The organism is Mesorhizobium sp. XAP4 (assembly GCF_029269325.1).
GTDB lineage: Bacteria > Pseudomonadota > Alphaproteobacteria > Rhizobiales > Rhizobiaceae > Mesorhizobium > Mesorhizobium ciceri.
Genome location: NZ_JARIXW010000003.1, coordinates 667,632 through 691,502 on the forward strand (window position 1 = coordinate 667,632; position 23,871 = coordinate 691,502).

The window sequence follows — 23,871 nt, forward strand, 5'->3', positions numbered from 1 at the left end:
ATGCCGACATGCGTGAAGACGAATTGGAAATGATCGCCGGCATCGATCATTTCGTGCTGACGGTCGCTTCGCTGGAAGTGACCTGTGAGTTTTACCAGCGCGTGCTGGGTTTTGAGCGCATCGACGCGGCCGATCGACCGACGGCGCTGGCTTTCGGTATCCATAAGATCAATGTGCATGAGGTCGGCCGGACTTTCGAGCCAAAGGCGAAGTCGCCGACATCAGGATCAGGTGATTTCTGCCTGATCACCGAGCGGCCACTGGATGAGGTCCGTGCGCGGCTCGCGGCCAATGGTGTGGTGGTGGAACTCGGCCCGGTTGAACGTGTCGGGGCCCGAGGTCCGATGATGTCGGTCTATTTCCGCGACCCGGACGGCAATCTGGTCGAGGTCAGCGAATACCTGCCGTAGCCGCTGGCGGCGCTGTGCCTTTCGGCGATGCGACTGCCGTTCCTTAAATTTGCCGCGATTGTCCAATGTTCGAAGCAAGACCTGCCGCCCCGAAGGGCGGCGACAAGCGCGGCGCACAAAAGGTGTTTGGTTGTTCTTGCGCCAGCGCGTTGTTATATAAGCTGGCGATTGCCATAGGGTGATCGTCAAGCGCAAGATGTGGCTGCCACGCCCGGCTGAAGGTGCCGTTGCGGGCGCTGTGGAACGGGAACAGAGTGCTATTTCGACGCCGCAAGCCTGATGGCCTTTATGAGCGGGTGCGTACCTATCTTTGGCCGCGCCGCTCGTTTTCGCGCTCGCTTCAGTATTTTTCCAAGCGCATCCTGCGGCTGAAGGCCACACCGCATGCGGTGGCGGCCGGCGTTGCGGCCGGTGTCTTCGCTTCATTCTTCCCCGTCGGTTTCCATTTCATCATCGCTGCCATCCTGTGCTGGGTGATCGCCGGCAATCTGGTGGCGGCGGCGCTTGGCGCGGTTTTTTTCGGCAACCCGCTCACCTTCCCGTTGCTATGGGGCGCGTCGTGGGAAACGGGCAAGCTCATCCTGCATGACCGTTTGCCGACACATGGGCCGCCGGCGCATCTGGGCGAGATGTTGCACAACCTCTCCTTCGCGCAATTGTGGAAACCGGTCCTTGAACCGATGCTGATCGGTGCGGTTCCGCTCGGCTTGATCTTCGGGCTGCTGTTCTACGCCATCACGCGCTGGGGTATGAACGCTTTCCGCGAACAGCGGCGCAAACGCCTGGCCGAGCGCGCAAGCCGGCATGCGCAATCGTCCCATCCCGGCGCAAGCATCGGTTCCACTGCGCGATGATCATCGGCATCGGCAGCGACCTGATCGACATCAGACGCATCGAGAAATCGCTGGAGCGTCACGGCCAGCGCTTCGTCCAGAGAATCTACACCGACATCGAACAGGCGCGTTCGGACAATCGACGCGCCCGCGCGGCCTCCTATGCCAAACGCTTCGCCGCCAAGGAGGCCTGCGCCAAGGCGCTGGGCACCGGACTGGCGCAGGGCGTGTTCTGGCGCGACATGGGTGTCGTCAACCTGCCCAGTGGCGCGCCGACCATGGCGCTGACGGGAGGAGCGCAGGCCAGGCTGGACAAAATCCTGCCAAAGGGCCATCGGGCGGCAATCCACCTCACCATCACGGATGATTTCCCGCTCGCTCAAGCCTTTGTGATCATCGAGGCGCTGCCCGTCGAAGAAGCGCCACATTGATTGCCTCTGACGACCGGCATTGACGTTGCCCAGCGCGCGCCGAGACTCTATACCATCCAACGCACAATCGAGGACGACATGAGCGTGGCTGAAAAATCCGAGAAGAAATCCGGCGGGCTTGGCGAGACCGTCAGCGTCATCGTCCAGGCGCTTTTGCTCGCCCTGGTCATCCGCACGCTGCTGTTCCAGCCTTTTTCGATCCCATCGGGATCGATGCGGCCGACGCTTTTGGAAGGCGACTATCTGTTCGTCACCAAATGGTCCTATGGCTATTCGCGCTATTCGCTGCCTTTCGGACCCGATATTTTTTCAGGCCGCATCTGGGGCTCCGAGCCGAAGCGCGGCGACGTGGCGGTTTTCAAGTTCCCGCCTGATCCGTCCGTCGACTACATCAAGCGCGTGGTCGGCCTGCCGGGTGACAAGATCCAGGTCAAGGACGGCCAGCTGTTCATCAACGGCGTCGGCGTGCCGCGCGTGAAAACAGGCCAGATCGACAATCCCGACATCACCGAGGAATCGCGCCCGATCGATGTCTATCGTGAGACCCTGCCCAACGGCGTCAGCTACGACACGCTTGACCTGAATTCGAACTCGATCGGCGACAACACCCGCGAATTCGACGTGCCGCCCGGCCACTATTTCATGATGGGCGACAACCGGGACAATTCCGCCGACAGCCGTTTCACCGTCGGCTACGTTCCCGCGGAAAATCTGGTTGGCCGCGCCAATCTTGTTTTCTTCTCGATCGCCGGCAAGGCGAGCCCTCTCGAAATCTGGAAATGGCCGTCGCTGATGCGCGCTTCGCGCCTGTTCCACTTCGTCAATTGATGGCTTTGAAGCGCCCGACAGGCGAAACACTGGCCGGTTTGGTGAAGGCCAAGACCGGTTACGTCTTCAAGGATATCCGTTTGCTCGAGACCGCCTTGACGCATTCCAGTGCGGTCAAGGCGGCCACCAACAACCAGCGTCTTGAATTTCTTGGCGACCGCGTGCTCGGGCTTGTCGTCGCCGATATGCTTTTCGAAAAATTTCCCGATGCGCCGGAAGGTGAAATCGCGCCGCGCTTCAATGCGCTGGTCGATGCGCGGACCTGCTCCGAAATCGGCATCGAAATGCAGCTGGAGGATCTGGTCCGCGCCGATTCTGCCTTGAAGATGCGGTCGCGGGGCTCGGGCGGAAACTATCTGGCGGATGCGGTCGAAGCGCTGATTGCGGCGGTTTACGTCGACGGTGGCATCGAGGCCGCGCGGCGGTTCGTCCTGCGCTATTGGGAACCGCGCTCGCATACGGTGATCGCAAAGCCGCTCAATCCGAAATCCGATCTGCAGGAATGGATTGCCAAGACCAGCGATATCAGACCCGAATATGTGATCGACAAGCGCGAGGGACCCGACCATCAGCCGGTCTTCACTGTATCCTTGCAGGTCCGCGGCTTTGCGCCGATAAGCGGCACCGGCGGCTCGCGCAGGGCGGCCGAAGAAGCGGCGGCTTCGGCATTTCTTGTGCGCGAAGGCGTCTGGGCCGCCGCATCGGCCCAAAAATCGGGGGGCTCGCGGCCCTCCAGTGAAGGGAGCGCGGCATGACCGCTACCGAAGAGCCGGCGACCACAGCCGCCGCCACGCATTCCGGCTTTGTCGCGCTGATCGGCGCGCCCAATGCGGGCAAGTCGACCTTGGTCAACCAATTGGTCGGCGCCAAGGTGTCGATCGTCACCCACAAGGTGCAGACGACCCGCGCCATCGTGCGCGGCATCGCCACGCATGACAATGCGCAAATCGTTTTCGTCGACACGCCCGGCATCTTCAAGCCGAAGCGGAGGCTCGACACGGCGATGGTGACCACCGCCTGGGGCGGCGCCAAGGACGCCGATATCGTACTGCTTCTGATCGACGCCGAGCGCGGCATCAGGGGCGACGCCGACGCCATCCTCGAACGGCTGAAGGATGTGCGCCAGCCGATGGTGCTGATCCTCAACAAGGTCGACCGCGTCAAGCACGAAGCGCTGCTGGCTCTATCGGCGGCAGCGAACGAAAGGGTGCCGTTCAAGCGCACCTTCATGGTGTCGGCGCTGACCGGTTCCGGCTGCAAGGACGTGCTCGATTATCTGGCCGAGTCTCTGCCGGTCGGTCCCTGGTACTATCCGGAAGACCAGATCTCGGACCTGCCGATGCGCCAGCTCGCGGCCGAGATCACGCGCGAGAAGCTTTATCTCAGGCTGCATCAGGAATTGCCCTATTCCTCGCATATCGAGACCGAGAAATGGGAAGAGAAGCCGGACGGCTCGGTGCGCATCGACCAGACCATCTATGTCGAGCGCGACAGCCAGAAGAAGATCGTTCTCGGCCACAAGGGCGAGACCATCCGCGCCATCGGCCAGGCGGCGCGCATGGAGATAGCAGGCATCCTCGAACAGAAGGTGCACCTGTTCCTGTTCGTCAAGGTGCGCGAGAACTGGGGCGACGACCCCGAGCGCTACCGCGAAATGGGGCTCGAGTTTCCGCGCTAGGCTCGATGGTCAGCGAGCTGAACATCGACATAACGCTTGTCAGCCGATTGATCGCCACGCAATTTCCCAAGTGGAAGGATCTTCCGGTCAGGCCGGTTGCACCAGGCGGATGGGACAACAGGACCTTTCATCTGGGCGGCGAGATGACCGTGCGACTGCCAAGCGCCGCGGCCTATTCCCTGCAGGTGGAAAAGGAGCATCGCTGGCTGCCGAGGCTCGCACCTCTGCTGCCGCTGCCGATCCCGGTGCCGCTGGCGATGGGAGTTCCGGCCGAAAGCTATCCCTGGCACTGGTCCGTCTACCGCTGGATCGAAGGCGAGACGGCAGAGCGCGAGCGGATTGCCAGCCTGCCGCAATTTGCGACCGACCTGGCCGCGTTCCTGGTCGCCCTTCAGCGTATCGATGCCACCGGTGGACCGGCGCCGGGACAGCACAATTTCTTTCGCGGCGGAGCACTCAGCGTCTACGATGGCGAGGCCCGGCAAGCGATTGCCGCCCTCGACGGCAAGATCGATACGGCCGCAGCCAGTGCGGTGTGGGAGGCAGCACTTGCCGCACAATGGCGCGGTGCGCCGGTCTGGTTCCACGGTGACGTCAGCTGGGGAAACCTGTTGGTCAGGCAAGGCCGATTGAGCGCGGTGATCGACTTCGGAACCTCCGGCGTCGGCGATCCCGCCTGCGATCTGGCGATTGCGTGGACGCTGTTTGAAGGCAAAAGCCGGGAGGCGTTTCGTGCCGGGCTTCCGGCCGACGAGGCGATGTGGGCGCGCGGTCGTGGCTGGACGCTTTGGAAGGCGCTGATCACGGTCGCTGGACAGATCGACGCCAACCCTGTTGAGGTTGAGAAATCCTGTCACGTAATCGATGAAGTCCTTGCCGACCGCGCGCGCGAGCGTGAAGCGCCGAACGATAAGCCGCTCTAGCCAACCAAAACCCAGTCCCGTCGCCAAACATCCGCCGTCGCATGGCGCGACCAGGGACATTCCGACCGACGCATGCTTCCCGGGAGTGCCAATCCGCCTGATCGAGGCGGACGACCACGTCGCCCGTGTCGCCAAGGTCGACTGAGAGGCGTCACGGAGGAATCGTTTTTGAACGGTTGGCTGCTGTCACAATCGGGGACGCCACAGCGCTCCAGGGTTTCGATCGTCTTGGAAGAAGCAGACAGGCTTGGAAGCGTCATCCCGCTTTTCGCCTCGGCATCAGAGTGAGATTGGCGAATGGGCGTCATCTGGCGATAGAGGGGTCGGCAAGATTCAGGTCGATGTCGGCGAAAACCAGGTAGATATTCCACATTGTGCGGTATTTTTAGAAATATAAAACGTTGAATTATATTTAGCCGCGAAAGTATCCCGTATATATATTCAATATGTGACGTTGTGCCACTTGTGCCATTCGCCGTCACGCAAAGTGTTATTTGTGCAACACAGCATTAATCTGTTCACGGAATTGGCATTATTTCGGAAATCGTCATTGAAGGCAGATGATCGATGGGTATGTTCGCCGCTGAAAAGGGCGAGCGGTGTGAGCCTTTTTCGTTGTGGGGGTGAGGCGGGAAAACATTGCCGCCAGCCACAAATCCGAAGCCATTTATAACTATGACTGGAGAGGTCAGAAAATGAACATCAAGAGCCTCCTTCTCGGCTCAGCCGCGGCCCTGATCGCGGTCAGCGGCGCGCGCGCCGCCGACGCTGTCGTTGTCGCCGAACCGGAACCGGCCGAATACGTCAAGATTTGCGACGTCTACGGCGCCGGCTACTTCTATATTCCGGGCACCGAGACCTGCCTGCGCATCGGCGGTTATCTCCGCTACGACATGGGCGTCGGCGATTCCGGCTCGCTCGATGGCGCCAACAACGTTGCCGATCACATGGACGGCGATAGGCACGACACCTATTACAAGAACATGCGCTTCACGCTGAGGACTTATACCGGCCAGGAAACCGAACTCGGCACGTTGAAGACCTTTACCGAAACTCGCTTCCAGTTCGGCAACTCCTCCGGCGACTATACAGGCGACGGCACCGGCTGGCAGGCCGGCAACAAGACCACCACCCTCAATTTCGCCTGGATCCAGCTCGGTGGTCTGCGCGTCGGTAAGGATGAAACGGTATACGACCAGTTCATCGGTTATGCCGGCAATGTCATCCAGGACACGCTCATCCCGTATGGTGTCAAGGATACCAATCTCATCAGCTATTACTTCGACGCTGGCAGCGGCTTCACGGGCGTGGTCTCGCTTGAGGAAGGCACCGCCGTCAACACCATCGACAGCTATGTTCCGCATGTCGTCGGCGGCTTGAAGTACAAGGGCGACTGGGGTGCGATCACTGGCGTCGTGGCCTATGACAGCAACTATGAGGAAGTGGCCGGCAAGGTCCGTTTGGACGTCAACGTCAGCAAGGAACTGACGCTGTTCGTCATGGGCGGCTACGGCACCAACGACAACATCAACGACTTCGGCACAGGCCGTACCCAATACAAGCCGTGGGGCGGTAACTGGGCAGTCTGGGGTGGCGGCACCTACAAGTTCAACGAGAAGACCTCGTTCAACGCCCAGATTTCCTATGACGACTGGAAGAACCTCGGCGTCGCTGCCAACGTTGCCTATACCATTGTGCCCGGCTTTACGGTCACGACTGAAGTCGATTACCTCAATGCAGGAAAATTCGACGACTTCGACTTCAACAACTGGACCAAGGCCGACAAGAAGAGCAGCGTCGGCGGCATCGTCCGCTTCCAGCGCAATTTCTAGCAGATCGACTGACCTCACCAGCCCGCCCGCAGCACATCGCTGCGGGCGGTTTTTTATGCATTGGTGTGAGAGTTACCCAGGAGCCAAGCCCATACCTTGATTTCGCCACCCGATCGGTGAAAAGCTCCTGAAATGGAATGGCGCGACGAGGGAATCATTCTCGGCACCCGCAAGCATGGCGAAACCAGCGCCATTCTCGAGGTGCTGACGCGAGCGCATGGCCGTCATCTCGGCCTTGTTCGCGGCGGCCGTTCGCGCAAACAGCAGCCCGTCCTCCAGCCCGGCAATCGCGTCGACCTGTTGTGGCGTGCGCGCCTTGATGAACATCTCGGCACGTTCCAGGCCGAAGCGATCGAGATGAATGCTGCCCGGTTGATGGACAGCGCCGTCGCCGTCTACGGCTTGCAGACCATGGCCGCGCATCTGCGCCTGCTGCCCGAGCGCGACGCGCATGAAGGTCTCTACGAAACGCTTGCCGTGATGATCGTCCATCTCGACGACGCCGACGTTGCCGGAGAACTGGTGGCGCGCTTCGAGCTTCTGGTGCTGGACGAACTCGGCTTCGGCCTCGATCTCAGTCGATGTGCCGCCACCGGCACGCGACAGGACCTGGCCTATGTCTCGCCGAAGTCGGGACGCGCGGTATCGCGCGAAGCCGGTTTGCCATGGCGCGACAAGATGCTGGCTCTGCCGGCCTTCCTGCAGCGCGGCTCCGGCCTGCGCGCGAATGCGGCTGATGTCGACGACGCCTTCCGGCTCACCGGCTTCTTCTTCAACCGCCATGTCTATGAGCCGCGCGGCATCGAGCCGCCGGACGCTCGTACCGGCTTCCTCGCCGCCTTGCGCAAACATCACGCGCGCGGCAAGGCCATAGCTGGCGAGGACGCAACCAGAGAAATCATCACATGAGCGAGGTCGAACTTTATCCTGGCCGGGTCTCACCGCTCGGGCTCGGCACCATTCCGCACGCCGATATCCTGAAATACACCGGTCTGGAATTGCTGCAGCGCATCGTCGACGGCAAGTATCCGGCGCCGCCGATTTCCTTTCAGCTGAATTTCACTCTCACCGAAGTCTCGGAAGGGCGCGCTGTCTTTCGTGGCATGCCGAGCGAGCGCCATCTCAACCCGCTGGGCAGCGTGCATGGCGGCTGGGCGGCGACGCTGCTCGATTCGGCACTGGCCTGTGCCGTGCAGACGCTGCTCGAAAAGGGCGAGGCCTATACGACGGCGGAGTTCAAGGTGAATTTGACGCGTCCCATCACGCCGAAGACCGGCGAGGTGGTCTGCGAGGGCAGGGTTGTTCACAAGGGCCGCACGTTGGCGGTGTCGGAAGCGACGCTGAAGGATGCCGGCGGCAAGCTGCTGGCTTTCGGCACCGAAACATGCTCGATCTTTCCGGCCGCCAATCTGGCGGCGCGCTGAGTTTTCTGGCCGCTTGGCCGCCGCATTTGAATGTCAGTACGACGAATGTCAGTGAAAACTGGCCTGGTTTGGGGGAACCGCCATGTTTGAAAGCCTGATCGGCCTTGTCGCCATCATCGCCTTGTTCGTCATCATTTCGCGTCAGCAGAGCCGCATCGGCCTTGTCGAGCGTGAGCTTGGCGCGCTGCGCAGCCTTGTGCTCTCGGGAGCCGTGCCGCCGGCGGCCAAGCCGTCCGAACAGGCGGTGGCCGACAACGCACCCGCCGATGTGATTCCAGCCGTTGCGGCAGCGGCCGACATTCCCTCTCCAGCGACAAGCGAGCCGGTCGCCGCACCGGCGCCAGCCACGGAAACGGAAGACTCGACCGGCGAGATCGTGTCCGGGCCGTGGACCGCTCCAGAACCGGCGCCGAAGGCGGTGGAACCCTCGGAGCTTCCCGGAGCGACGAAAGCCGCCCGCCAATCCGATGTCGAAACCGCGCTCGGCACCCGCTGGGCGGTCTGGGTCGGCGGCATCGCCCTGGCGCTGGGCGGTCTGTTCCTGATCCGCTACACCATCGAAGCCGGCATTTTCGGCCCCGGCGTACGGCTGACCATGGCCGGCGCGCTCGGCCTTGTGCTGGTCGTGGGCGGCGAGTTCGTCCGCCGCACCGGCTTCAAGATGCCCGTACAAGGCGCCGCGGGCGCCTATATTCCGGCGATCCTGACAGCGGCCGGTGCCTTCATCCTGTTCGGCACCGTCTACGCCGCGCATGGCATTTACGGTTTCATCGGGCCGGCGCTCGCCTTCACGCTGCTTGGGGCCATCGGTGTGGCAACCATTGCCGCTGCGCTCGTCCACGGCCAGGCGCTGGCCGGCGTCGGCCTTGTCGGCGCCATGGTGACGCCGGTGCTCGTCGCCTCGCAGGCACCCAATCCCTGGGCGCTGTTCGGCTATCTCGCCATCGTGCTTGCCGCCACCGGCGTCATCGCCCGCATGCGCGACTGGAAGTTGCTGATGGCGGCTGCCTTTTTCGGCACCGGTGTCTGGACCATTCTCTATATGACCGATGCGCCGGGGGCGAACCTCTCTGCGATCCTGCTCATCGACGCCGTCACGCTGGCCGTGCTCGCCCTTGTCTGGCTCGCTCGCCGTGGCGACGAAACCACGCCAGACAGGGCTTTCGACTGGCCGTCCATCGTGCCTGGCCTGTTCGTCGCATTCTCGGCACTGGGCCTGTCGGTAGACCCGGCCTTTGCTGCCGCCGGCTATGCCTTGCCGGGCGCGGTGGTGATCGCCGCGATGGTGGCGGTCACGCTTTATCGTCCGCTGGCGCTGCCGCTCCTCTATGCCGCGGGACTGGTCACGGTGCTGATCTATCTCGGCATTATCCCGCCAACCTCGATCGCTTCCGATTTTTCGGGCGGCGCCCTGGGCGTCGACGGACTGCCGGTGGCCACGTCCAACGCGCTGACCTTGCGCATCGGCATCGCACTCGGCCTGGTCTTCATCGGCGCCGGCTTCTGGGCCGCGCGCCGGTTCGCCGCTGGGACACAGATACGTGCGGCCTCATGGGCGGCGTGGGGCGTCATCGTCCCGCTGGTCGTCCTGCTGGCGCTCTGGTTCACTTTCGGCAATCTCGACCGTGACCCTGTCTACGCCGCCGCAGCGGCACTGCTGGTCGTCATTTTCGCCGCCGGCGGCGAGTGGATCGCGCGGGCCGAGGAGCCGCCGCTCAAGGGCGGTGTCGCGGTGTCGTTTGCCCTGGGCGGCGCGGCCATCGCCGGGCTGCTGCTGATGCATATGGCTTTCGATTCCGGCTGGACCACCATCCTGCTCGGTGCGGCGGCCATCGTGCCGGCGCTGGCCACGCGCTGGCGCGTCTATCCGGTGCTCGGCTGGATTTCGGTCGGCGCGGTGATCGCGGTGCTTGGCCGTGTCGCCTTCGACCCGACCATTGTCGGCGCCGGGTTCCTGTCGACGACGCCGGTGTTCAACTGGCTGCTGCCCGGCTACGGCGTGCCGGCGCTGGCCTTCGGCTTTGCCGCCTGGCAGCTTGCGCGCACAACGAATGGCCGGCCGCGCCTTGCCATGGAGGCGGCAGCGGCACTGTTTGCGCTGCTCACGCTCGCCATACTGGTGCGCCACGCCATGCACGGTGGCGTCATCGACACGGGTGCCATGACGCTCGCCGAACAGTCGATCTACACCCTGATCGCCATCGGTGCCGGCGCAATCCTGGTCGCTATCGACATGCGCTCGCCAAGCTCGGTGCTGCGCTATGGTTCGATGGCCGTCGGCGTAATCTCCGTCGGCTTCATCGTCATCCGGCACTTCGTGGTGCTGAACCCGCTTTTCACAGACGAATCGACCGGCCGTATCCCGGTGTTCAACCTGTTGTTCCTCGCCTGTCTCCTGCCGGCGGTCGCCGCCGGGGGACTGGCGCTCTACGCCAGGGACAAGCGGCCAAAATGGTATGCGCAGATGCTGGCCGTGGTGGCTGCCGCGCTTGCCTTCGCCTATGCCACGCTGTCGGTGAGGCGCCTGTTCAAGGGCGAATTCATCGGCCTGTGGAGCGGCCTCGGCCAGTTGGAAACCTACACCTATTCGGCGCTCTGGCTGGTTATCGGCGTGGCGCTGCTCACCGCCGGCGTCTGGCTTAAATCGCAGGTGCTGCGCATCGCTTCGGCCGCGCTGATCGCGATCGCCGTGCTGAAGGTCTTCATATTCGACATGTCGGAGTTGGAAGGCGTACTCCGGGCGCTATCCTTCATCGGCCTCGGCGCGGTTCTGATCGGTATCGGCCTGTTCTATCAGCGGCTTTTGACACGGGCGGCGAAGGAAAACGGATAAAGGCAAGCAAGAACAATAAGATTTCACCCCGACCGGGAATAAATCGGCCAATGGGCTCGTTATCTCATTGCTTGGGTGACCGGAGCGGCGGACCGCTTCGCGCTGGCCGCTTGCGCCGCGCCCGGAAGGCGCGTTCAATCCAGATCAACAAGGGCGACCCCGAAACCAGCGGTCATGGACGAGAAGAAGGCAGCAATCCTTGGCGAAATACCGCGCCTGCGCCGTTACGCACGCTCGCTTTTGCGCGACCGCGACGCTGCCGACGACCTTGTCCAGGATTGCCTGGAGCGGGCGCTTGTGCGGCTCGACAACTGGCAGACAGGAGAAAGCCCCCGGAGGTGGCTGTTTACGATCATGCATCATTTGTTCATCGACCAGATGCGCAAGGTGAACCGCCGCGGCGAGGCGGCGATGTTGCCGCTGGAGGCGGGCGAGGCCGTTGCCCAGCCGGCAGAGCAGGTGGAGAGTATCGCCTCGCGCGAGATCATCGACGCGTTGCAGGCGATCAGCCCCGATCGACGCGCAGCTCTTGTCATGGTTGCCATCGAAGGTTTTTCCTATGCCGAAGCCGCCAACATTCTGGGCGTCCCCGCTGGCACGCTGATGTCGCGCATTGCGCGCGGGCGTGAGGAATTGCGTGGGTTGCTGGACGATACGGCGCGTCGCCGCGCGATAAGGATCGTCGAGAAATGATCCGCCGCGACTTTTCCGAACGGGACATCCACATGGCGCTCGATGGCGAGCTGCCTGCAGACGAGCGCGCCGCTTACGACGCCTGGCTCGACGCCAATCCCGAGATGAAGGCCAGGAGCGCCCGTTTCACCGCCGACCGGACGGCGCTGCGTGCCGCCTTCGCCGGGGTGCTGGACGAAGCCGTGCCTGCGCGGTTGCGCAAGGTCGTGCTTGGCGAGGCGCCGGTCAAGGCAGCTGTGCCACGCTCGCGCTGGTGGCTTGCCGCTGCCGTGTTGCTGGTCGCCGCCGGCGGGCTTGGTGGCTACCTTGCCGGCGTCGACGGCATCGGCCAGGAGGACCCGGCGGAAGATCGGCTGGCCGAGCAGGCAATCGCGGCCCATGTCATCTATGCCGCCGAAAAGCGGCATGCCGTCGAGGTTCCGGCCAGCGACAAGGACCATCTGCAGACCTGGCTGTCCAACCGGGTAGGGTTGAAGCTGGTGGCACCCGACTTGACCGCGAACGGTTTCCAGTTGGTCGGCGGCCGGTTGCTTCCGGCAGGCGAGAGCAAGGCCGCCATGCTGCTTTACGAGGACGGCAATGGGCAGCGTATATCGCTGTTCGTCACCACGGAATCGACGGAGAATGCCAAGGGCACCTACGCCGCCACGCAAGACGGACCCGAGGCCGTCTACTGGCTGGACAAGGGCTATGGCTGCGCCGTCGTCGGCTCCTTGCCGCGCGAGCGGCTGAACGAGGTCGCCAGGAACGCCTACACGCAACTTGTAAACGGGCTGGCAAGCTGAACGGCACCGCTTTTGCCGGTGCCGTCGATCCGCGAATGCCGATCCGGCCGAAGGACCTTTGCGCCCGTCGGATCGGCGTCGGATTTGTCACAATTCGGCCCTAATCGAGGTGCGATAGCGCTTGATGAATGCCGTCGCATCGCCCCGAAAATCGGAAACGGTTTTTGGAAAAACGAGGCGAAGATTCAAGGTGGTGGAGCGGACTTCGTGCGCCCAGGTGGACGCCGGTTTTCCCAACGCCCTGGTTGGCGTCAAGGACGTGTTCGAGTAGGGCCATTTCCACCACCAATCGAGGTTTTCTGAAGCCGCATGCCTGCCGAGATCCGCACGGCCCGCGCGTCTGACGTCGATGATCTCGCCGCCATCGAGAAAGCTGTTTTCTCAAGAGACCGTATTTCCCGCCGCTCCTTCCGACTGTTCATCGAGCGTGAAACCGCCGAGACGCTGGTCGCCGAAGTCGACGGCCGCGTGGCCGGTTATGCGATCGTGCTGTTTCGCAAAGGCAGCGGCGTGGCGCGCCTCTACTCGATTGCGACCAGTCCGTTTTTCGGCGGGCTGGGTGTCGGCCGCATCCTGCTCGGATCCGCCGAAGATGCCGCCTTCGAGCACGACCGCATGATGCTGCGTCTCGAAGTTCGCGAAGACAACAGCCGCGCGATCCGCATCTACGAACGGGCCGGTTATCGCAAGATCGGGCGTGAGCCCGGCTACTATGAGGATGGCGAAACGGCACTTCGCTACGAAAAAACCTTGCGTGGCGACATTCCGATCGCCACCAAGGTGCCGTTCTACCCGCAGACCTGCGAATTCACCTGCGGTCCGTGCTGCCTGATGATGGCGATGGCCAATTTCGATCGCGGCTTCGTGCCGGATCCGGTCATGGAAATCCGCCTGTGGCGTGAAGCGACGACCGTCTTCATGATGTCGGGTCCCGGCGGTTGCGAGCCGTTCGGCCTCGCTGTCTCGGGCTACGAGAGCGGGCTCGCGGTGGAGATCTACGTCTCCTTCTATGGCGCGCTGTTCCTGCAATCGGTGCGCAGCGAGGACAAGCGCAGGGTAATGGAACTGGCGCAGGTCGACTTTCGCCGACGCGCGGAACTTTACGGCATCCCGGTGAATTACCGTGCATTCACAATCGACGATATCCGCGCTGCGATCGCTGGGGGAAAGCTGGTGCTGGTGCTGATCAGCGGCTTCCTGATGTTCGGCAAGAAGGTGCCGCACTGGGTGCTGGCGATCGGCGATGACGGCGACCATATCCTGATCCACGACCCTTGGGTCGAGGATGAAAGGCAGGAGACCATCCTTGATGCAGCCAACATTCCCGTGCCTTACGGCATCTTCATGAACATGGCGCAGTTCGGTCGCGATGGACTGCGGGCCGCCATCACTCTGGGAAAGCGTGACAGACAATGACCTGGGTCATCCTTACCGGCAGGCAGAGCGATCTCGACCAGGTGGCGACACCGCACAAGATCATCACCAACCGCGACTATCTCGCGCATCCGTCATTGTTTCGCGGCCAGCGGCCGAAGGTCATCAACCTGTCGAACAATTACGCCTACCAGAGCCGCGGCTACTATGCATCGCTGCTGGCAAGCTCGCGCGGCCACAAGGTGATCCCGACCGTCGAGACGATGATCGACCTGTCGGAACGCAAGCTCTATGAGCACGCGCTGCCGGAACTGGAACTGGCGCTCAACAAATGCCGCAAGGATCTTGGTGGCGCCTTTCCGCAAAAGGTCTGCATCTTCTTCGGCATCGGGCCGTCGAAAATCTGGGACCGTTTCGCCAAGCTGTTGTTCGATTGGTTCCGCGCACCGGCGCTCGAAGTCCACATCAAGGACAGCGCCGAATGGGCCTCGATCCGCAAGATCGGCTTTCATCCATTGGCGCGGATGACCGAGGACGAGGAAAAAAGCTTCATCCAGTGCCTGGAAACCTACACCAACCGGGAGTGGCGCGACACCAAGGGCCGCACGCCGGCGCGCTATACCTTCGCCACGCTGGTCGACCCGCATGAGGAATTGCCGCCCTCGGAGATCTCGTCGCTGCGCTATTGGGCCAAGATCGCCGAGAAGATGGGCGTCGAAATCGAGCCGATCACCAAGCGCGACCTGGCCAAGCTCGCCAATTACGACGCGCTGTTCATCCGCGAGACCACCTCGATCTCCAACCACACCTATCGTTTCGCCCGCCGCGCCCAGCAGGAAGGCATGCCGGTGATCGACGATCCGCTGTCGATGATCCGCTGCACCAACAAGGTCTATCTCAACGAGCTGATGGCCTACAACAAGGTGCCGGTGCCGCCGACGGTGATGATCGCCGGCACCTCGGATCTCGAACTGGCGGCGCAGACGCTGGGCTTTCCGCTGGTGCTGAAGATCCCGGATTCGTCGTTCTCGCGCGGCGTCAAGAAATGCGCCAACGTCGAGGAACTGAAGACGCTCGCCACCGAATGGCTGGAGGATTCCGACCTTCTGATCGCGCAGAAATTCATTCCGACCGAATATGACTGGCGTGTCGGCGTGCTCGGCGGCCAGCCGCTGTTTGCCGTGCACTATCTGATGGCCAAGAAGCACTGGCAGATCGTCAACCACAAGGCCAACGGCAAGCCCGACCAGGGCGGCATCAAGACCTTCACGCTGAAGGAAACGCCGGCGCATGTCGTCGAGACGGCAGTGAAGGCGGCGCGCTGCATCGGCGACGGGCTCTATGGCGTCGACCTCAAGGAGACCAAGGACGGCGTCTTCGTCATGGAGGTGAATGACAATCCCAACCTCGACCATGGCTGGGAGGATTCCGGTGAGAAGGACGAGGTCTGGGTGCGGCTGACGCAGTGGTTCCTGGAGCGATTGGACCGGCCGGGGCGGTAATTTGATCGGGGGGTAGGACATGCAATTTATCGTGATCGAGGACTTCACCGGCTGTGATCGCAAGGAGATCTATCGCCGCTTTCGCGACCGCGGCCGCCTGAAACCGGACGAGCTGCTCGTCCACCACAGCTGGATCGCGGCGGACATGAGCCGCTGCTTCCTGCTGGTGGAGGCCGATGACGTCACGCTGCTGCAGCGTTGGGTCATCGAATGGGCGGATCTGGTGGAATTCGAGATCATCCCCGTGGCGACAAACAAGGACATGGCTGAGGCATTGAGCGGGCACCTCTGACCATTGCCGCGTGTCACGTCAACGCAGTGCCGGCGAGCCGACTGCGCGCCGGCACTCGTCGATCAGCCACTGGCGAAACGCGTCCACGACATCGCGTCTGGCGCTGCGCTCCGGGATCGTCAGGCAATAGGGCTGGCGCAGCTCGACCATCTGGGCGAGGGGCCTGACAAGTAGGCCGTCCTCCAGCGCCTCGGCACAGTAGATCCCTTGCGCCAGCGCCACGCCCAATCCCGAAATGGCAAGGTCGAGTGCCGCGCGCGACGAGTTGGCCGAGAGCCCGCGCTGCGCTGCCCGGCCGGGTTCGATGCCGGCCGCCTCGAACCAGTTGTGCCACGACGGAAAGGACGCACCGGTCGGTCCCCAGCCGGTATGGATAAGCGGCAGGCTGGCGAGGCCTTCGGGTTTGATCGTGTCGGCCAGCCCGGGTGCACACACGGGATAGACCGCGTCCTGGACGATATCCTCGGTCGGGTGCTCGCGATAGTACGGGCCATAAGTGAGCCTGATGTCGATCAACTCACGGTCGAACGGCACCGGGTCATCCTCGCCTCTGAGCGATATGTCGACGGCGCCATGGCTGGAGACAAAACCAGTGAGGCGCTGCGAAAGCCAACCCATGGCCATGGATGGCGGCACCGACACCACGAGGCGCGGGCGGAACGCATCGCCGCCCAGCTGGCGCGCGACGCTGCCGATCTCCTGGAAGGCCATGGTCAGCCTGGGCAGCATCTCGACGCCGGCCTCGGTGAGGACGGCGCGCCGGTTGACGCGATGGAACAGCTTGCGGTCCATCTGCTCCTCGACGGTGCGGATGAGCTGGCTGACGGCGGCGGCGGATACAGAAAGCTCTTCCGCCGCCCCCGCAAAGCTGCCTGTGCGAGCCGCAGCCTCGAAAGCCTGAAGTCCTTTGAGAGAGGGAAGTACGGCCATGATCACCAAATAGACAAGCTAAGCTTATCTAAATCGCAGAAATCGTCATTTTTGGAAAGGTTTTTCATGCGCTACAGTGGATTCTATCAAATCCCAGCCTGGATCGAAGCCCGTGGATCATCGCGACGTAATTTCATCGTTGACGCAGGAGGAGCGCAACCGGCTGACCGCCAAGTCTGATGCCGCGGGCCTCGCTCAGCTTGCTGCTCATTGGGGTGCGATCGTGATCCTCGGATCGCTGATCGCCGCCAAAGTGCCGTTCTGGCCGCTGCTGATGCTGCCGCAAGGTCTCCTCATCGTGTTCCTGTTCACGCTGCTGCACGAGACGGTTCATCGCACGGCCTTTGAGGCGCAGCGGCTGAACGATCTCGTAGCGCGGGTGTGCAGCCTGGCGATCGTGCTGCCGGCGGACTGGTTCCGCTACTTCCACTTTGCCCACCATCGATACACGCAAGATCCCGACAATGACCCGGAACTGGCGTTCCCCAAGCCGGAGACATGGCGGCAATACCTCGTCCACATATCCGGCATCCCGTTATGGTGGGGCCACATCAACACGCTTTATGCCAACGCCGCGGATCGTGGTCGCGAAAGCTACGTTCCGCCAAAGGGCTATGACAAGGTGCGCATCGAGGCACGCGCCATGATTGCCTTTTATGCCGTGCTCCTTCTGCTGGCCGTCTATTTCCGGCTCTCGGTGCTTGTCTATGTCTGGATTTTGCCCGCTCTGTTGGGGCAGCCGTTTCTGCGCCTCTATCTCTTGGCCGAGCACGGTCGTTGTCCGTTCGTCGCCAACATGCTGGAGAACACCAGGACCACATTGACCAACTGGCTGGTCCGCAAGCTGGCGTGGAACATGCCGTTCCATGCCGAGCATCATGCCTATCCCGGCGTGCCGTTTCATCAACTGCCGCGGTTTCATGCGCTGATCGAGCGGCATCTCAAGGTGGTCGAGCCCGGCTATGTCAGCTTCCACGAAAAGTACATCGAGACGCTGCATTGACGATGGCCGGCCTAGCCGGTCTGGCTGTGCGGCCCCCGGGATCTCAACAGGCGCTGGATCTCGGCCGCCTTTGACGGCGCGCCGATCAGAAAGCCCTGCGCCTCGGTGCAGCCATTGCTGCGCAGGATGTCGAGTTGCACCTCGGTCTCGACCCCCTCGGCGGTGACAGTGATGCCAAGCTCGGCACCCAGCCCGATGACGGTGCGAACGATCGCCGCGGTGTCGCGATTGCCGAGGTCGTGGATGAACGAACGGTCGATCTTGATCTTGTCGACAGGAAAACGCCTGAGGTAGCCGAGCGACGAATAGCCGGTGCCGAAATCGTCCAGCGCGATGCGGATGCCGAGTTCGCGCAACTGCCGCAGCGTCCTTAGCACCACCTCGCTTTCGTCCATCAGCACGGTTTCGGTGATCTCCAGTTCCAACCGACCGGCTGGCACGCCGGAGAAAGCCAGCGCCGAGATGACGCTGCGGGCGAAGCTGCCGCTTTTAAGTTGCACGGCCGAGACATTGACCGCCACGCGCAGGCCGGCGGGCCAGCGTGCCGCCGCCGTGCAGGCTTTCCTCAGCGCCCATTCTCCAAGCGGCACGATCAATCCGGTTTCTTCGGCGACCGGAATGAAGCTGTCCGGCGCCACCATGCCACGTTCTGGGGAATGCCAGCGCATCAAGGCTTCCGCGCCGACGATCTCGCCGGAGGCGATGTTCATGATGGGTTGGAAATCGAGGTCGAATTCCTGGCGCGACAGTGCGGTCCCGAGGTCGACCTCCAACGCACGCCGTGCCTGTACCATTGCGTCCATTCCGGGTTCGAAGAACCGATACAGATTGCGGCCTTCGCTCTTCGCCCGGTAAAGCGCTGTATCGGCGTTCCTCAGCAGCGTGTCGGCGTCTCCGCCGTCGTTGGGGAAAACCGCGATGCCCAGGCTGATGCCGATATGCATCTCGCGGCTCTTGTCGCGGAACGGTTTTCCGATTGTCTCGACGATCCGCTTCGCGAGTTTTTCAGCATTGGCAATGCCCTTGAAATTGAACTGGATGATGACGAATTCGTCGCCGCCGAAGCGGGCAACGACGTCGTTTTCATTATGCAGGCAGCGCTGCAGCCGCTCGGCCACGCTCTTCAGCAGCCAGTCGCCGGCCGGATGTCCCCAGGTGTCGTTGACTGCCTTGAAGCGATCGAGATCGAGCGAGAAGATCGCCAGCGGCGTGGCCGCCGTGTCCTCCAGCGCAAGGTCGAGCCGTTCGCGAAACATCGAGCGGTTGGGCAATCCCGTCAGCGTGTCGTGATGCGCAAGATGGGTCATGCGCTCTTCGGTGCGGCGACGTTCGGTGACGTCGTCGAAGGTCACCACCCAGCCGCCGCCATCCATCGGCCGACGTGTGACCAAAACCGTCCTGCCGTCGGCAAGATGCCGATAGGCCGAATGCATTTTTGCCGCCGCCAGACAGGCTTCGGTCTTGGCGACTTCGCTGTCGACATCGATCTTCGTATAGATGCCGAGTTCCAGCAACCGTTCGAGCGCGTCGCGGTGCGTCGTTCCAAGCGGAAAGTCCGCCGGGGTGACCTTGTAGAGCTCCAGAAAACGCCGGTTGCGCACGATCATCTTGCCGTCGGCGTCATACATCAGCAAGCCTTGCGACATGTTGGCGAGCGCTGCGTCGAAGCGGCGGTGCTGCTCCTTGAGATCCTCTTGCGCGCGGCGCTGCTCGGTGATGTCTTCATAGATCGAAACCCAGCCGCCCAGAGCCAGAGGGCGGTGCGAGATGCTGACGATGCGGCCGTCCGACAGTGTTTCTTCGTAGGTCGAGGGCTTTGCCTGATCGATATAGGGCTTGCGGATGGCGTAGAGTTCGTCGGCGGTTTGCGAGGCGACGCCGATATCGACGCTGTGGCGCAGAATGTCGAGGAACCGGATGCCGGGCCTTATCACCCTGGCGTCGAGGCAAAAGATGTGTAGGTAGTTGCCGTTGCAGATGATCATCCGCTCGTCGGCGTCGAACATGCACAGGCCGTGCGACATGTTCTCGACCGCAGCCGAAAAGCGTTGGTTCTGCTCCCGCAGTTCGTCTTCCATGTGGCGGGAGCGGTCCATGCCTTCGGCCTCCCGTTTCGGGACGGCCGAACCATCCTTGGCATCAGCGACGGGCATGAGCGCGCCTGCGGACCGTGATCGAACAAGCTACTGTGGTCGCCGCTGGTTAATTTAGCGTTTTAATGCATGTCGCCCAAAAGTGACCTCGGTTTTGGGGGAATGACATGCATAAGACAAAGACCTAAAGCGCGTCGCGTGAATCCGTTTCAGCGCGACGCGCTTTAGCCGATTGCGGTCGCCGAAACCTGATGCCGCGACGTCTCGATCGCCGAAAACCGTTTCAGAAACGCGTTCTGCGCCCAGGTCACCGAACGTGGCGTGAAATCGAAGCGGTCGGCATTGAAGCCGCGCGGACGGCCGAAGAACTCGGTCGCCTCGGCGGTCGAAAAGCCGGCGAGCAGCGTTGCCTCGAAATAGGCGGCGATCTGGTCGGCGCGCTTGATCTCCTTGCGCAGCGCAGCACTTGGTTCCGGAGGCAGCGAGAAGCGCAGATGGATGGCGCGCTGCAGCCGTAACTCACAATCCTTGTAGCTGCCGCCCATCACCGATTTGAACGGCGAGATCATGTCGCCGATGACATATTCGGGGGCGTCGTGCAGCAGGGCCGCCAGCCGGGCGTCGGCCGAAGCCTCGGGCACCAGGTCGCAGAACAGCGCTTCGACCAGCAGCGAGTGCTGGGCGACCGAAAACGCATGCTCGCCGCTGGTCTGGCCGTTCCAGCGGGCAACGCGGGCGAGCCCGTGCGCAATGTCCGAAATCTCGATGTCGAGCGGCGAGGGGTCGAGCAAATCGAGCCGGCGGCCCGACAGCATGCGCTGCCAGGCGCGTGCCGGCGCGCCGACGCGGTCGGCCGCCATCAGGCCTCCTCCGCGCTGACGGCTTCCTGCGGGAAGGCGAATTTTGCCCAACCGGGAATGGCCAGCGTTACCGGAACGTCCCCGGCCATGATCGGCTGGCCGGCATCGAGCGCCGCCTTGACCCGGTCGATGCGCACAATGGCCAGACCGGTCGTGTCTACGGTCGAGCCGAGCGTGCCAACCGGCCTGCCTGCGACGGTCAGCTCGGTGCCGGGCGTGGGCAGGGGCCTGTCGGCCGATGCAATCAGCACGCGCCGCCTGGCCGTGCCGCGATGCTGCATGCGCGAGACGACCTCCTGGCCGACATAGCAGCCCTTCTTGAAGCCGATGCCGCCGGTTTCGTCCAGCAGCACATCGTGGGGGAAGGCGTCTCCGAGTTGGTAGTCGCTGCCGCTTTCGGCAATGCCGCCGACAATGCGGAAGGCTTGCCACGCGGCAAGATCGCCGGGCTCATCCGTTTCGCCATAGGAACGCGTGACGGCACCCTTCGGAAAGCGTGTGTCGGCGGCCGCCGTTGAATCAGATTGTGAGGGTGTTGATTCATGTCCCCACGCGACGGTGACAAACGCCTGATCGGATTTGGCAATCTCGACCTTGGCGCGCAGTTTGTAGAGCGTCAGCCGGCGTACGAAATCGTCCGATATGTCGGCACGGCATTCGAGCCGGAATGCATTCTCGCCGGTGCGGGAGATCAGGAAATCGAACAGGATCTTGCCTTGCGGCGTCAGCAGCGCACCGGGTTTGGCTTCGCCGGGAGCCAGGATGTCGAGATCGGTGGTCAGGATGTTCTGCAAAAAATGCTCGGCATCCGCACCTGATACGGAAATGAGGGCGCGGTCTTTGAGCTGGGCACAGGGCATGGGCGGAAAAGCAACCTGATCTTGCAAAATGGTCGGCCTTTACGTAAGCCGCTGGCACTCCCCCCGCAAGAGAGCATGGCCATGATCTACGACCTCATCCTGACAGGCAGCACAGTGGTCAACCATGACGGCGAAGGGGCTCGCGACATCGGCGTGAAGGACGGGCGCATCGCTGCCATCGGCGATCTCCGCCAGGCCTCGGCCGGCGAGACGATCGACTGCCGCGGCCTGCATATCCTGCCGGGTGTCGTCGACAGCCAGGTGCATTTTCGCGAGCCGGGACTGGAGCACAAGGAAGATTTGGAAACGGGTTCGCGCGCTGCCGTGCTTGGCGGCGTCACCGCCGTGTTCGAGATGCCCAACACCAATCCGCTGACCACCAGCGAGGCAACGCTTGCCGACAAGGTCCGGCGCGGCACGGGGCGCATGCATTGCGATTTCGCCTTCTGGGTCGGCGGCACCCGCGAGAATGCCGGGGATGTCGGCGAGCTTGAGCGGCTGCCGGGTGCGGCCGGGATCAAGGTTTTCATGGGCTCGTCCACTGGCGACCTGCTGGTCGAGGATGACGAGGGCGTGGCGTCGATCCTGAGAAACACGCGCCGGCGCGCCGCCTTTCATTCGGAAGACGAATTCCGGCTGCGCGAGCGCCTTGGCGAACGCATCGAAGGCGACCCGGCATCGCACCCTGTCTGGCGCGACGAGATCGCCGCCTTGCGCTGTACCGAACGGCTGGTACGCATTGCGCGAAACGCCCGTGCCCGCATCCATGTTCTACACATCTCGACCGCCGAGGAGATTGTGTTCCTCGAACAACACAAGGATGTCGCGACCTGCGAGGCGACGCCACATCATTTGACGCTGAGCGCCGACGACTATCTCAGGCTTGGCACGCTGATCCAGATGAACCCGCCGGTGCGTGCCGCGCGCCATCGCGATGGCGTCTGGCATGGCATTGCGCAAGGCATCGTCGATGTGCTCGGCTCCGACCACGCGCCGCACACGCTGGCCGAGAAGGCAAAGCCCTATCCGGCCTCACCGTCGGGGATGACCGGCGTGCAGACGCTGGTGCCGATCATGCTCGACCACGTCAATGCCGGCCGGCTGACCTTGCAGCGCTTTGTCGACCTGTCTAGCCACGGCCCGCAGCGGATCTTCGGCATGGCGAGAAAGGGCCGCATCGCTGCCGGCTACGAGGCCGACTTCACCATCGTCGATATGAAGCGGCGCCAGACCATCACCAATGCGCAGGCCGGCTCGAAAGCCGGCTGGACGCCTTATGACGGGAGAGAAGTGGTCGGCTGGCCGGTCGGCACCGTCATTCGCGGCCGCCGCGTGATGTGGGAAGGCGAGATCGCCACGCCAAGCCAGGGTAGGGCGGTGGAGTTTTCTGAGGCATTGCCCCGCTAGGCTCCCTACCCCCGTGGGTGGGAAGAGCCGCTCTCAATCCCCGGCGACGAAGAACGACCATTGTCCGCTAGGGGTGATACCGACGCGATAGAAAATATAGGCGCCGAACTGCTTCATGTCGTCGAAATCGCCAGCGGTGACGATCTTGAACAGTTCGACCCGCTGCTTGGCGTCCAGCTTGTCCAGCGGTAGGGCGAAGAAATACGGCCACACGTAGAGCTCTTGTGGCGTGCCGGCATCGAGGTGGACGTAGCCGGCATCAAGCACCTCCTCCAGGATGGCCAGGATTTCCTGGCCGTCCGGGTCGCCCGAGAGGCCCTTGAGGAAAGCGACGGCATCGCCATCAATGTCGGTTAGGGACAATTGCGTTGTGTTGTCGCCCGTGCCGATCAACGGCCGCAACTTTTCGATATCGCCGCCCTTGCAGGCTTCGACGATCAAATCATGCATGCGCCGCACTGGTTCCGGCAGCTTGCCGAGATCGTAGATGACCTCGGGCACCGGCGTGTCCGGATCGACGCGTGGCCTGGTCACGCCGCCATCCGCCGGACTGTCCGGCTCGGCTTCGGCAGGAGCAGTCGGCTGGCTAGACGGCGGCGGCATCCCGACCGGGTTGGGCATTGGCACGGTGCTTCCGGGGGGCGACATGTCGTCGGCCGGCGGCGTGACCGTCGGGGGGAGCTCTTCGCGCTTGATTTCGCTCAGCGCATAGGCGGGGCTGCTCGCGAGACACACAACCAGGGGAATCGCGGCACAGCAAGCGGCGAAAGAGATGCGAAGGACCAAGCCACGCGGCTTGCCTGACATCGAAAAACTCACTGCCCGTTTCTCCCTGCTTACGGGCATGACGCCCGAGCGGCATATTGCCGTCAAAGAACCG

General features: G+C 62.8%; 23 protein-coding genes. 18 read left to right on the plus strand and 5 right to left on the minus strand.

Translation table 11 applies throughout. The features are described 5' to 3' along the window. The first annotated feature begins 8 nt into the window (after positions 1 to 8). The 16 genes from P3C39_RS16650 (at position 9) to P3C39_RS16725 (ending at position 15,838) form a co-directional block, all read left to right on the plus strand. Positions 9 to 410 carry a VOC family protein gene (locus P3C39_RS16650; protein ID WP_224674152.1) on the plus strand — a complete coding sequence of 134 codons (402 nt, stop codon included), beginning with the start codon at positions 9 to 11 and terminating at the stop codon, positions 408 to 410. A 254-nt stretch (positions 411 to 664) separates the two neighbouring features. Continuing rightward, complete coding sequence (locus P3C39_RS16655) at positions 665 to 1,264, plus strand: DUF2062 domain-containing protein (protein ID WP_013532587.1); 600 nt, start codon at positions 665 to 667, stop codon at positions 1,262 to 1,264. Further along, on the plus strand, positions 1,261 to 1,674 hold the full coding sequence (gene acpS, locus P3C39_RS16660; protein WP_024503069.1) for a holo-ACP synthase: 414 nt from the start codon (positions 1,261 to 1,263) through the stop codon (positions 1,672 to 1,674). The genes P3C39_RS16655 and acpS overlap by 4 nt, the downstream gene beginning before the upstream one ends. A gap of 78 nt (positions 1,675 to 1,752) precedes the next feature. Continuing rightward, positions 1,753 to 2,502: a signal peptidase I gene (gene lepB, locus P3C39_RS16665; RefSeq protein WP_013532585.1), complete on the plus strand. Its 750-nt coding sequence runs from the start codon at positions 1,753 to 1,755 to the stop codon at positions 2,500 to 2,502. Then, the gene (gene rnc / locus P3C39_RS16670) at positions 2,502 to 3,257 is read left to right on the plus strand and encodes a ribonuclease III (RefSeq protein WP_013532584.1); all 756 of its coding nucleotides are present in this window, start codon (positions 2,502 to 2,504) and stop codon (positions 3,255 to 3,257) included. The genes lepB and rnc overlap by 1 nt, the downstream gene beginning before the upstream one ends. After that, complete coding sequence (gene era, locus P3C39_RS16675) at positions 3,254 to 4,180, plus strand: GTPase Era (RefSeq protein WP_024503067.1); 927 nt, start codon at positions 3,254 to 3,256, stop codon at positions 4,178 to 4,180. Before rnc ends, era begins: the two co-directional genes overlap by 4 nt. Positions 4,181 to 4,185: 5 nt before the next feature. Then, positions 4,186 to 5,103 carry an aminoglycoside phosphotransferase family protein gene (locus tag P3C39_RS16680; RefSeq protein ID WP_275953614.1) on the plus strand — a complete coding sequence of 306 codons (918 nt, stop codon included), beginning with the start codon at positions 4,186 to 4,188 and terminating at the stop codon, positions 5,101 to 5,103. Positions 5,104 to 5,798: 695 nt separating this feature from the next. Then, complete coding sequence (locus tag P3C39_RS16685) at positions 5,799 to 6,935, plus strand: porin (protein WP_024503065.1); 1,137 nt, start codon at positions 5,799 to 5,801, stop codon at positions 6,933 to 6,935. Between the two features lie 132 nt (positions 6,936 to 7,067). Beyond that, positions 7,068 to 7,844: a DNA repair protein RecO gene (recO, locus tag P3C39_RS16690; RefSeq protein ID WP_027162666.1), complete on the plus strand. Its 777-nt coding sequence runs from the start codon at positions 7,068 to 7,070 to the stop codon at positions 7,842 to 7,844. Further along, entirely contained in the window at positions 7,841 to 8,359 is a 519-nt protein-coding gene (locus P3C39_RS16695; protein WP_027162667.1) for a PaaI family thioesterase, read from the plus strand. The genes recO and P3C39_RS16695 overlap by 4 nt, the downstream gene beginning before the upstream one ends. Before the next feature lie 82 nt (positions 8,360 to 8,441). Then, a complete protein-coding gene (locus tag P3C39_RS16700) occupies positions 8,442 to 11,192 on the plus strand; it encodes a DUF2339 domain-containing protein (protein WP_275953613.1) in 2,751 nt (916 codons plus the stop codon). 174 nt (positions 11,193 to 11,366) lie between these two features. After that, the gene (locus P3C39_RS16705) at positions 11,367 to 11,885 is read left to right on the plus strand and encodes an RNA polymerase sigma factor (protein WP_013532577.1); all 519 of its coding nucleotides are present in this window, start codon (positions 11,367 to 11,369) and stop codon (positions 11,883 to 11,885) included. Further along, positions 11,882 to 12,670: an anti-sigma factor gene (locus P3C39_RS16710; protein ID WP_024503062.1), complete on the plus strand. Its 789-nt coding sequence runs from the start codon at positions 11,882 to 11,884 to the stop codon at positions 12,668 to 12,670. Before P3C39_RS16705 ends, P3C39_RS16710 begins: the two co-directional genes overlap by 4 nt. A 309-nt stretch (positions 12,671 to 12,979) precedes the next feature. Further along, on the plus strand, positions 12,980 to 14,086 hold the full coding sequence (locus tag P3C39_RS16715) for a GNAT family N-acetyltransferase/peptidase C39 family protein (RefSeq protein WP_275953612.1): 1,107 nt from the start codon (positions 12,980 to 12,982) through the stop codon (positions 14,084 to 14,086). Further along, complete coding sequence (locus P3C39_RS16720; protein WP_275953611.1) at positions 14,083 to 15,546, plus strand: RimK family protein; 1,464 nt, start codon at positions 14,083 to 14,085, stop codon at positions 15,544 to 15,546. Before P3C39_RS16715 ends, P3C39_RS16720 begins: the two co-directional genes overlap by 4 nt. Positions 15,547 to 15,577: 31 nt before the next feature. Further along, positions 15,578 to 15,838, plus strand: a complete 261-nt coding sequence (locus P3C39_RS16725; RefSeq protein WP_244514281.1) for a DUF3303 family protein — start codon at positions 15,578 to 15,580, stop codon at positions 15,836 to 15,838. A gap of 18 nt (positions 15,839 to 15,856) precedes the next feature. Here the strand turns inward: P3C39_RS16725 and P3C39_RS16730 are convergent, their stop codons facing one another. After that, positions 15,857 to 16,768, minus strand: a complete 912-nt coding sequence (locus tag P3C39_RS16730; protein WP_275953610.1) for a LysR substrate-binding domain-containing protein — start codon at positions 16,766 to 16,768, stop codon at positions 15,857 to 15,859. A 112-nt stretch (positions 16,769 to 16,880) separates the two neighbouring features. Between P3C39_RS16730 and P3C39_RS16735 the strand changes: the two genes are divergently transcribed. Further along, a complete protein-coding gene (locus tag P3C39_RS16735; protein WP_275953609.1) occupies positions 16,881 to 17,771 on the plus strand; it encodes a fatty acid desaturase family protein in 891 nt (296 codons plus the stop codon). A gap of 11 nt (positions 17,772 to 17,782) precedes the next feature. Here the strand turns inward: P3C39_RS16735 and P3C39_RS16740 are convergent, their stop codons facing one another. The 3 genes from P3C39_RS16740 to P3C39_RS16750 all read right to left on the minus strand — a co-directional run bounded on the left by P3C39_RS16740 (position 17,783) and on the right by P3C39_RS16750 (position 21,584). Continuing rightward, entirely contained in the window at positions 17,783 to 19,924 is a 2,142-nt protein-coding gene (locus P3C39_RS16740; RefSeq protein WP_275953608.1) for an EAL domain-containing protein, read from the minus strand. 164 nt (positions 19,925 to 20,088) lie between these two features. Further along, entirely contained in the window at positions 20,089 to 20,724 is a 636-nt protein-coding gene (locus tag P3C39_RS16745) for an HD family hydrolase (RefSeq protein WP_013532569.1), read from the minus strand. Continuing rightward, positions 20,724 to 21,584, minus strand: coding sequence for a folate-binding protein YgfZ (locus tag P3C39_RS16750; protein ID WP_275953607.1), 861 nt, complete (start codon positions 21,582 to 21,584; stop codon positions 20,724 to 20,726). The genes P3C39_RS16745 and P3C39_RS16750 overlap by 1 nt, the downstream gene beginning before the upstream one ends. A 75-nt stretch (positions 21,585 to 21,659) precedes the next feature. Here P3C39_RS16750 and P3C39_RS16755 point away from each other — a divergent pair, with 75 nt between their 5' ends. Then, positions 21,660 to 22,991 (plus strand): dihydroorotase, encoded by a 1,332-nt coding sequence (locus P3C39_RS16755; protein ID WP_346016443.1) that lies wholly within the window; start codon positions 21,660 to 21,662, stop codon positions 22,989 to 22,991. A gap of 33 nt (positions 22,992 to 23,024) precedes the next feature. Here the strand turns inward: P3C39_RS16755 and P3C39_RS16760 are convergent, their stop codons facing one another. Continuing rightward, positions 23,025 to 23,810: a hypothetical protein gene (locus P3C39_RS16760; protein ID WP_275953605.1), complete on the minus strand. Its 786-nt coding sequence runs from the start codon at positions 23,808 to 23,810 to the stop codon at positions 23,025 to 23,027. Positions 23,811 to 23,871: the final 61 nt, after the last annotated feature.